Source organism: Williamsia sp., assembly GCF_016462415.1.
Taxonomy (GTDB): Bacteria; Actinomycetota; Actinomycetes; order Mycobacteriales; family Mycobacteriaceae; genus Williamsia_A.
This window is the reverse complement of the sequence record NZ_JAEMTF010000032.1, coordinates 31,765-41,715: the sequence shown is the minus strand read 5'-3', so window position 1 is coordinate 41,715 and position 9,951 is coordinate 31,765. Positions and strand designations below refer to the sequence as shown.

Sequence of the window (9,951 nt, the reverse complement as noted above, 5' to 3'; positions counted from 1 at the left end):
AGGCGAGCACCCAGGTTCATCGACACCATGATGTTGTCGATGGCGGTCTGCATGTCTCGCGGCTCGATGCGCATGAGGGCGTCGGCGTCGAGGTCGGTGATATCGATCTCGCCGGAGGACAGGCGGTATTCGCGTTCCTCCTCGGCGGCCTCGATCACGTTACGCACGAAGCGACCGTTACCGGCGAGGTCGATGAGACGCACCTGACCGCCGTTCTGGTCGGTGACCACCGTGTCGTAGAGCGGCCGACAGGCGTCCTGCAGTATCTCCACCGACTGCGCGGGGAGCGCCGAGTCGCGCGCCTGGGACATGACCTCACCGATCTCCGACAACTCCTCGGGCCGGTAGGACTCGAACCGGATGCGTCGCGCGAACCGTGACGCCAGACCGTCGTTCGATGACAGCAGCCGGTCGATCTCGCCGTCGTAGCCGGCGATGATGACCACGAGTCGGTCGCGGTTGTCCTCCATGCGCGCCAGCAAGGTGTCGACGGCCTCGCGACCGAACGCGTCGCCACCGGACAGTCCGGTCTGGATGAGCGTGTACGCCTCGTCGATGAACAGCACCCCGTCCAACGCGCGGTCGATGAGGGCAGACGTCTTGGGCGCCGTGCTACCGAGGTGCTCGCCCACCATGTCGCGACGACTGGCCTCGACGATGGTGTCGGTCTTGAGCAGTCCGAGCCCGCAGTAGGTCTTCGCGATGATCCGAGCGATCGTCGTCTTACCGGTACCGGGAGGCCCGGTGAACGCGAGATGCAGGCTGCGTGAGGTGCTGGCGAGTCCCTTGTCGGCGCGGACCTTGGCCAGCGCCACCGACGATGTCAGCTTGGCGACCTGGTCCTTGACGGACGCGAGTCCGACCTGACGTTCCAGCTCGGCCTTGGCCGCGGCCAAGGCGTCGTTCTGCTGCGCCGACGCCGGCTGCGACGCCAACGGCTTGTCCTCGGGGACCGATTTCGGGTCCCACTTGTCGGTCCGGCGGGTGATGCGTTCGGCATCGACCACGACGAGCCGGAACTTCGGGTTGCGCATCGCGTCGCTCACACCGCCGAACCCGGGGTCGCGGGCGTAGACCTGCTCGAACAACGCGACGGCCTTCTCCTCGTGGCCTTCCTCGCGCTGCACCAACCCGTGGGTGTACATTGCCGCAGTGGCGGCTCCGGGGATGGGGCCCGACTCGGCCTCCTCGAGGCGGCGGTTGGCCTCGGTGAACATGCCCAGCTGCGCGCACGCCGAGCCGGCCATCACGTTCGCCGCGGCCAGCATGTACTTGTCTTCCCAGCGAGCCGACGACGCCAGCGTCGTCAACACGTCCGGCCAGCGTTGCGTGACGTAATGCAGCATGGCGCGCACGTACGTCGCGATCGGCGTGACCGACGCGGCCGGGATCTCGTCGAGTACCTGCTCTGCGCCCGTGTAGTCCTGCCCCTCGATGAGAGACGCCGCGTACGCGGAGATGACCTCGACGACATCGCTGACGGGGTAGTCGATGTAGAGGCCCGTCGCGAACCGCCCGACCAGGGTGCGCGGGGGCAGCCCGAGGCGCCGCAGCTCACCGTTGAGGGAGCGACGCGTCTGATAGAGGTTGTGCAGGATGTACGGCGAGCTGTCGCCGCAGGCGATCCGGCCCAGCCACGCGTCGCACATCTCCGGGGCCTGCTCGGTGGCGCGTTGAAAGGCGAGGGCCGCCTGCGCGGGGTCGCGGACGGCCTCCTGGCCGTCGACAGGGATGCCGAGAGACAACACCGCCAAGTCGAACAGTTGGCGTGCCTGACGAATATCGCCCACTCTCACGACCCCCAGCGTGTCTCGCGACGTACGGCACATCGGCCGCACAGCTCTACGGTTACGGCGCCAGGGTATCGCGCCGTCGGCCCGCTGCAGCACGGTCGGCACCCGAACGCGGGCGCGGAGGTGCGCGGATACAATCCTCCCGAGCCGATCGATCGGCACGCCGCCCATCTCAAGGACCGGAGACGCTTTGTCCGTCGACACCGTCAGCCACGCAGCCGAGACGCCCGATGATCCACAACCCTTCCGCGAGCTGGGTCTGAAGGACGACGAGTACGCACGGATCCGCGAGATCCTCGGCCGTCGCCCCACCGACGCCGAGCTGGCCATGTACTCGGTGATGTGGTCGGAGCACTGCAGTTACAAGTCGTCGAAGGTCCACCTGAAGTACTTCGGTGAGACCACCACCGACGAGATGCGGTCGTCGATGCTCGCGGGTATCGGAGAGAACGCCGGCGTCGTCGACATCGGCGACGGCTGGGCGGTCACCTTCAAGGTCGAATCGCACAACCACCCGTCCTACGTCGAGCCGTACCAGGGCGCAGCCACCGGGGTCGGCGGCATCGTCCGCGACATCATGGCCATGGGCGCCCGCCCGATCGCTGTGATGGACCAGCTGCGCTTCGGTGCGGCCGACGCCCCCGACACCCGGCGAGTCGTCGACGGTGTCGTGCGCGGGGTGGGCGGTTACGGGAACTCCCTCGGACTGCCCAACGTGGGCGGCGAGACCGTCTTCGACGCCAGCTACGCGGGCAACCCGTTGGTCAACGCGCTGTGCGCGGGTGTGCTCCGTGTCGAGGACCTGCAGCTCGCCTTCGCCTCCGGCGCGGGCAACAAGATCATCCTGTTCGGCGCGCGGACCGGTCTCGACGGCATCGGTGGTGTGTCGGTGCTCGCGTCGGAGACCTTCGACGAGACCGGTGAATCCGGCCCGAACCGCAAGAAGCTGCCCGCCGTGCAGGTCGGTGACCCGTTCACCGAGAAGGTCCTCATCGAGTGCTGTCTCGAGCTCTATCACGCAGGACTCGTGGTCGGCATCCAGGATCTGGGCGGAGCCGGGTTGTCGTGCGCCACTTCCGAGCTGGCGTCCGCGGGCGACGGCGGCATGAGCATCCAGCTCGAGACCGTCCCCATGCGCGCCGAGGGCATGACCCCGGCCGAGGTCCTGTCCAGCGAGTCCCAGGAACGCATGTGTGCGGTGGTGACGCCGGAGAACGTCGACGCGTTCCTCGCGGTGTGCCGCAAGTGGGACGTGCTCGCGACCGTCATCGGTGAGGTCACCGACGGTGAGCACCTCGAGATCACCTGGCACGGAGAGACCGTCGTCGACGTCCCGCCGCGCACCGTCGCCCACGAGGGCCCGGTGTACCAGCGTCCGGTGGAGCGGCCCGAGTGGCAGGACGAGGTCATCTCGTCGAGCTCCACGACCCTCGACCGTCCGTCGACCGACGACGAACTGCGCTCGACGCTGCTGACCATGCTGGCCTCGCCGGCGCTGTGCAGCCGCAAGTTCATCACCGAGCAGTACGACCGCTACGTCCGCGGCAACACCGTGCTGGCCGAGAACGCCGACTCCGGTGTCATCCGGATCGACGAATCCACCGGCCGCGGAATCGCTCTCGCGACCGACGCGTCGGGTCGCTACACCTACCTCGACCCCTACCGCGGTGCGCAGCTCGCACTGGCCGAGGCGTACCGCAACGTGGTGGTCGCCGGGGCCACGCCGAAAGCCGTCACGAACTGCCTCAACTTCGGCTCCCCCGAGGACCCGGCGGTCATGTGGCAGTTCTCCGAGGCAGTGAAGGGATTGGCGGACGGCTGCGCGCAGCTCGGCATCCCGGTGTGCGGCGGCAACGTGAGCTTCTACAACCAGACCGGATCGACCCCCATCCTGCCGACGCCGGTCGTGGGTGTCCTCGGCGTCATCGACGACGTCCACCGTCGCATCCCGACCGGCTTCGGCACCGAGCCCGGCGAGACGTTGATCCTCATGGGCGACACGAAAGACGAGCTCGACGGGTCGATCTGGGCTCAGGTCACCCACGACCACCTCGGTGGTGTCCCGCCGGAGGTCGACCTCGAGCGTGAGCGCCTGCTCGGCGCGATCCTCACCGCGGCGTCGCGTGACGGCTTGATCTCCGCTGCACACGATCTCTCGGAGGGCGGGCTGATCCAGACCGTTGTCGAATCCGCGTTGGCAGGTGAGACCGGTTGCCGAATCATCCTTCCCGAGGATGCCGATCCGTTCGTGTGGTTGTTCTCCGAATCGGCCGGGCGGGTGCTCGTGGCAGTCCCGCGGACCGAGGAGACACGGTTCTGCGCGATGCTCACCGCTCGCGAGATGCCGTGGACGCGTATCGGTGTCGTCGATCAGGGCAGCGACTCGGTCGAGGTCCAGGACCACTTCTCGGTGCCGCTGACCGAACTCCGCGACGCACACGAGGCCACACTGCCTGCACTGTTCGGCTGAGCACACACCCGACCACGGAGGACCAGGTGACCACGAACAACCCCCCGCCGGGTGAGTACGACCCCTCACAGCAGGCCGCTCCGTATCCCTACGGTCCGCCGCAGGGATACGGCCCGCCACAGAACTACGGCCCGCCGCCGGGGTACGGCCCGCCGCAGACCTTCGGGCCGCCGCCCGGATACGGCCCGGGGCCCGGGTACGGCCCGCCGCAGAATTACGGACCACCGTCCGGGTACGCGCAGCAGTACTACGGGTCCCCGCAGGGATATGTCCCGCCTCCGTCGTCGGCGACGGCCATCATCGCCGCCATCCTCGCCTTCCTCGGGGGCATCGCGGCGACGGTTGCCCTGATCGGCGACATCCTCATCGTCGCCGCGGTCACCGACGTCGACGGGCCGTCGTGGTTCTCCGGTTATGCGGGGTTCGAAGGCGTCATCTCGCTCGTACGTCTGGGACTGCTCGTCACCGGCGGCGTGCTGCTGATCCGACGGCGCGGTGTCGGCCGCGTCCTCGTCCTCGCCGGATGTGCCCTGACAATCGTCATGGTCATCGTCGGGGTGATCATCCTCGCGAGCATCTCCGTTGCCAATGGCGTCCCGGGCGTCGTCGGATCGGGATACGGGGTGTTCCTGGGTCTGGTGTTTCCTGCGGTGACGATCGTGCTGCTGCTGGTGTCGCCGACGACCCGCTGGCTCAGATCCGCCTGACGATTCCGCCCCGACGTAACTAGAACGTGTTCTAACCTGATCGGAACGGGGAATCGGACACGGAGGTCTGCGGTGGCACTGAGGGTTGTCGAATGGTCAACGGGAACGGTGGGGCGACACGCGATCGCCGGGATCGACACGCGGCCCGAACTCGAACTGGTCGGCGTGTGGGTGTCGAACCCCGACAAGGTCGGCAAGGATGCCGGCGAGCTGGCCGACCTCGGACGTGACCTCGGGGTGGTGGCCACCAACGACCGCGACGCGCTCATCGCCCTGAAACCCGACTGCATCGTGCACACCGCCATGGTCGACGACCGCATCTTCGAGGCCCTTGAGGACCTCATCTTCTTCCTGGAGTCCGGGATCAACGTGGTCTCCTCGGGTCCGGTGCTGCTGCAGTTCCCGAAGGGAGTGGTCCCCGACGATCTCGTCGACCGGGTGCAGGCGGCGGGCGTGCAGGGCAACGCGAGCCTGCACGTCAACGGTATCGACCCCGGTTTCGCCAACGACGTTCTGCCACTGGCCATGACGAGCCTGTCGCAGCGCATCGACCAGGTGCGCTGCTACGAGATCGCCGACTACTCCACCTACTACCAACCCGTGGTGATGAGCGACATCTTCGGGTTCGGTAAGTCCCTGGACGAGACCCCGATGCTGTTCACGCCGGGCGTGCTGTCGATGGCATGGGGGAGTGTGGTCCGGCAGATCGCGGCCGGTCTCGGACTCACCCTCGACGAGCCGATCGAGGAGAAGGTCGAGCGGTACGCCGCCGAGCAGGACATCTCCACGGTGTCGTGCGAGATCGCGGAGGGGACCATGGCCGCGGTGCGGTTCCAGGTGATCGGCAAGGTCGACGGCGTCGAACGCGTTGTCCTCGATCACATCACGCGTACACACCCGGCGCAGCGACCCGATTGGCCGACGCCGAACTCGGGCGACGGGTGCTATCGAATCGAGATCACCGGCGAGCCGATGATGACCGTCGATTTCAGCCACCACGGCGAGCACGGGGACCACAACGTCTCGGGCATGATCGTCACCGCGATGCGACTGGTCAACGCCGTCGAGGCGGTGGTCGCGGCCGAGCCCGGTCTCGTCACAGCGCTCGAACTACCGCTCATCACCGGCCGCGGTCTCATCCCCGCACCCGCGGTCGCCCACGCCTGAGCTCTCGTCGGCGGACCGCTCGACGCGCGCGGGCGGTCATGCGGAACTAACCTCCCACCCATGGCGTCAGTGATGGAGGAACCGGGTGTCTTCGGGCCGGACGACATCCCCGGTCTGCTGTGGTTCTACGACATGCACGGATACGCGATCCTGCGTGGACTGCTCGATCCGGCGAGGCTCGCACTCATCGAATCCGAATGCGTCGACGCGCAGGAGCGGGTCGTCACCGGCGAACTCGGGTCCCGGCATGGATCGACGGTGTTCTTGGATGACTCGATCCTCGACGACGGGGCCACCGCCGACGCCTTCGCCAACTACGTCGAGTACGTCAACGAGGTGTCGCCCGCGGTCGAGTCGGTGGTCACCGACCCGGTGGTGACCACGGTCATGCGGGAACTGCTCGGACCGGACTGCTGGCTGCGCGCCCACGAGCAGTTCGGCGTCGTGTACCAGGACGCGCGTCCGGGCAAGGAGTCCGGATACGCGCGGATCGGATGGCACTCGGACTGGCAGGCCAGTCCGAGTCTCGACGTCTGGCCGAGCACCGCGTTCACGATCCACATCGACGGCACCTCGCCGTCCAACGGATTCTTGAGAGTGGTTCCGGGAAGTCATCTCTGGGCCACACCTGCGCCGCATCGCAACGTCAACGGAGCCCGGGTACCGGCCACCGCCCGTGCTGCCGGGGGCCGCACCGATCGAACCCCGCCGTTCGAGATGCCGTTGCGCTTCGAGAAGGTCCGCGGCGAGGTCGCGGTGTACGCCGAACCTGGCGACATCCTCTTGCACGACGCCTATCTGTGGCATTCCGCCGCGCGCGCGACCGACGACACCGAGCGTCGACGCCATGTGCGCGGCGGCTACTTCGGTGGCACTCGGCAACCCGCGGGGGTCGAGGAGTTCATCAAGAACGCGGCGCGATAGACCTCGCGTAAATCGTTCGCGCTCTGCGCTTTTCTCGTGGACACTTTCTCCGACCACGAAGGAGAATCCAGTGACCACCCGCATCGACAACCTCAAGCTGCTCAGCTTTGCCTCCGAGATCGACGACAAGACGATCGAACAGGCCAAGGAGACCGCAGCCCTGCCCTTCGTGCACCCGCACGTGGCGTTGATGCCCGACGCCCACTACGGCAAGGGCTCGGCGGTCGGCACCGTCATCCCGACCGTGGACGCGGTGATCCCGGCTGCGGTCGGTGTCGACATCGGATGCGGGATGATCGCGGTACGAACGACTTTCGACGCCGGCGTGATCGAGAACCTCGACCGGGCCGAGTTGCGGACGTCGATCGAGTCCGCGATCCCACTCTCGCCGGGCAACTACAACCGTGCGGTGGACCGCTACCCGTTCACCGCCGGGCGTATCGCGGTGTTGGAGGAACTGGCCGCGGCCGACGGGGTCGACCTGTCGCACTCGCCGAAGTGGCGTGAGCAGCTCGGGTCGCTCGGTGGTGGTAACCACTTCATCGAGCTCTGTCTCGACGAGGTCGACCGTGTGTGGATGTTCCTCCACTCGGGTTCGCGCGGCGTCGGCAACCGGATCGCGCAGCGGCACATCAAGATCGCGCAACGGTTGTGCAAGCAGTGGCACATCCCGCTGCCGAACGGCGACCTCGCGTACCTCCCGCACGGCACGTCGGAACTCGATGTGTACCTGTGTGATCTGGCGTGGGCGCAGCGGTTCGCGCTCGAGAACCGCGCCGAGATGATGGACCGGTTCCGGCAGGCGTTCGCGCACTGGGTCGGCCTCGACGGTGACCCGGCGACGCTGGAGACCGAACGCATCAACTGCCACCACAACTACACCGTGCGTGAACACCACGGCGGCAAGGATGTGTGGTTGACCCGCAAGGGTGCCATCGACGCCCATGAGGGTGTCCGCGGCATCATCCCGGGGTCGATGGGCACGCGGTCCTACATCGTCACCGGCAAGGGGCACGGTGGCGGACTCTGCTCGGCGCCGCACGGTGCGGGGCGTCGGTACTCCCGGACCGAGGCCAAGCGCCGCTACACCGAGGCCGATCTCGAGGCGGCGATGACCGGTATCGAGTACCGACACGGTGCGGAGTGGATCGATGAGATCCCGCAGGCCTACAAGGACATCGACGTCGTGATGGCCGACGCCGAGCGGCTCGTGTCGATCGACCACGTGCTGCGTCAGGTTCTCAACGTCAAGGGCACCTGATCCCCGTTCGCGCTCCGCTTCTCGAGCCGCGCTCCACCTGCAAGTGGAGCGTCGTGACAGAGGTGGAGCGCGAACTCGGTGGTGGGCCTAGAGGTCCCAGGTGTGCACGGCCTCGCCCTCGTGCATGCGGTCGACGTACTCACGCAGCATCCCCGACAGTGCCTGGGCGCGGGAGTCGCCGGCCGCCTCACGTGCCGCGACCGACTCGCGTTGCCAGACCGCGCCGGTCTGACGGCTCAGGCAGCGGCCCTCGATCACCGACAGATACCTGCGTCGGGCCCGGGGTGAGACCCCGTACGCGGCCAAGCCGGCGTCGGCCAGCGGCAGCAGTCGCCGCAGCACCAGCTCGTCCGGGCGGATCCACCCGACGGTCGGCCAGTACAGCTGCGCGTCGAGCCCGTCACGGGCGCCGGCGTGCAGGTTCTCGGTGGCCGCGTCGAACGACATCTGCGACCACAGCGGCCGGTCGGCGTCGACGAGCCCCCGCAGCACCCCGTAGTAGAACGCCGAGTCGGCCATGGTATCGAGCACGGTCGGGCCCGCGGGCAGGACTCGGTTCTCGATGCGTAGGTGCGCATGCCCGTCGACGACGTCGTAGATGGGACGGTTCCATCGGTAGACGGTCCCGTTGTGCAGCTTGAGCTCCGACAACTCCGGGATGCGACCCGCGTCCAGCGTCTTCAGGGGGTCCTCGTCGCTGCAGACCGGCAGCAGGGCGGGGAAGTATCGTGTGTTCTCCTCGAAGAGATCGAAGATGGTGGTGATCCATCGTTCGCCGAACCACACCCGCGGGCGCACGCCCTGGTTCTTCAGTTCGAGCGGCCGGGTGTCGGTGGCCTGCTCGAACACCGGGATCCGGCTCTCGTGCCACAGCGCCTTGCCCGCGAAGAAGGGTGAGTTGCCTGCCAGCGCGACCTGGACGCCGGCGATCGACTGCGCCGCGTTCCAGTGCGCGGCGAAATCCTCCGGTGCCACGCGCAGATGCAGCTGCACCGAGGTACAGGCCGCCTCGGGGAGGATCGAATCGGTGGTGGTGACCAACCGTTCGCCGACGCGTTCGGAGCCCAGCGGGACGCCGTCGATGTCGAGGGCGATGTCCTCGCCGCGGGCGGCGAAGATCTGCTGGTTGAGCAGGTCGTAGCGCGGGTTGGCCGAGATCCACTGATGCATCAGGTGATCGGTGCGCAGTGTCGGCAGCATGCCGATCATCACGATGTGGTTGTCGGTGGCGGCGGCCCGTGCCTCGGCACGGTTGAGTGACCCGCGCAGGGCCTGTTCGAGTGCGATGGTGCTGTCGTCGGTCAACGGACGCGGCGCCACGTTGATCTCAATGTTGAACTGGCCCAATTCGGTCTGGAAGTCGGGATCGGCGATCGACTGCAGCACAGTGGCATTCGACATCGCCGGGTTCATCGCCCGATCGATCAGATTGAGTTCCACCTCCATGCCGAGCAACGGCTCGGGCGGCCTGCCGTGATCGGTGAACAACCCCTCGGCCAGCATCCGCGCGATCGCCTCGGTGCCGCGCCCCACCTGCTCGCGGAAACGTCGGCGGTCCTCCCGTGTGAACTCCCGCTCGGAGACCTCGGCGCCCATCGCCCCATCGTGTCATCGATGTCCGATCCGGTG

Annotated in this window: 7 protein-coding genes; 5 read left to right on the top strand and 2 right to left on the bottom strand. The window is 67.5% G+C overall.

The window, feature by feature from the left end; translation table 11 throughout:
• Positions 1-1,790 (bottom strand): type VII secretion AAA-ATPase EccA (eccA, locus tag JHC79_RS10215; protein ID WP_296390281.1); only part of this gene is annotated, 1,790 nt, incomplete at its 3' end.
• Positions 1,791-1,983: 193 nt separating this feature from the next.
• Here eccA and purL point away from each other — a divergent pair.
• From purL to JHC79_RS10190, 5 genes are all read left to right on the top strand, one after another.
• Positions 1,984-4,263, top strand: coding sequence for a phosphoribosylformylglycinamidine synthase subunit PurL (gene purL / locus JHC79_RS10210; protein WP_296390279.1), 2,280 nt, complete (start codon positions 1,984-1,986; stop codon positions 4,261-4,263).
• A 26-nt stretch (positions 4,264-4,289) separates the two neighbouring features.
• On the top strand, positions 4,290-4,970 hold the full coding sequence (locus JHC79_RS10205; protein ID WP_296390277.1) for a hypothetical protein: 681 nt from the start codon (positions 4,290-4,292) through the stop codon (positions 4,968-4,970).
• Between the two features lie 72 nt (positions 4,971-5,042).
• The gene (locus JHC79_RS10200; protein WP_296390275.1) at positions 5,043-6,137 is read left to right on the top strand and encodes a diacylglycerol kinase; all 1,095 of its coding nucleotides are present in this window, start codon (positions 5,043-5,045) and stop codon (positions 6,135-6,137) included.
• A 60-nt stretch (positions 6,138-6,197) separates the two neighbouring features.
• Complete coding sequence (locus tag JHC79_RS10195) at positions 6,198-7,061, top strand: phytanoyl-CoA dioxygenase family protein (RefSeq protein WP_296390272.1); 864 nt, start codon at positions 6,198-6,200, stop codon at positions 7,059-7,061.
• A 70-nt stretch (positions 7,062-7,131) separates the two neighbouring features.
• Complete coding sequence (locus tag JHC79_RS10190; protein ID WP_296390271.1) at positions 7,132-8,322, top strand: RtcB family protein; 1,191 nt, start codon at positions 7,132-7,134, stop codon at positions 8,320-8,322.
• A gap of 87 nt (positions 8,323-8,409) precedes the next feature.
• Here JHC79_RS10190 and JHC79_RS10185 read toward each other — a convergent pair whose 3' ends face one another.
• Positions 8,410-9,918, bottom strand: coding sequence for a glutamate-cysteine ligase family protein (locus JHC79_RS10185; protein WP_296390269.1), 1,509 nt, complete (start codon positions 9,916-9,918; stop codon positions 8,410-8,412).
• Positions 9,919-9,951: the final 33 nt, after the last annotated feature.

Excerpts from the sequence above, each read along its gene's own strand:
- JHC79_RS10195 (WP_296390272.1), top strand. The coding sequence starts at position 6,198 with ATGGCGTCAGTGATGGAGGAACCGGGTGTCTTCGGGCCGGACGACATC.
- JHC79_RS10185 (WP_296390269.1), bottom strand. The coding sequence starts at position 9,918 with ATGGGCGCCGAGGTCTCCGAGCGGGAGTTCACACGGGAGGACCGCCGA.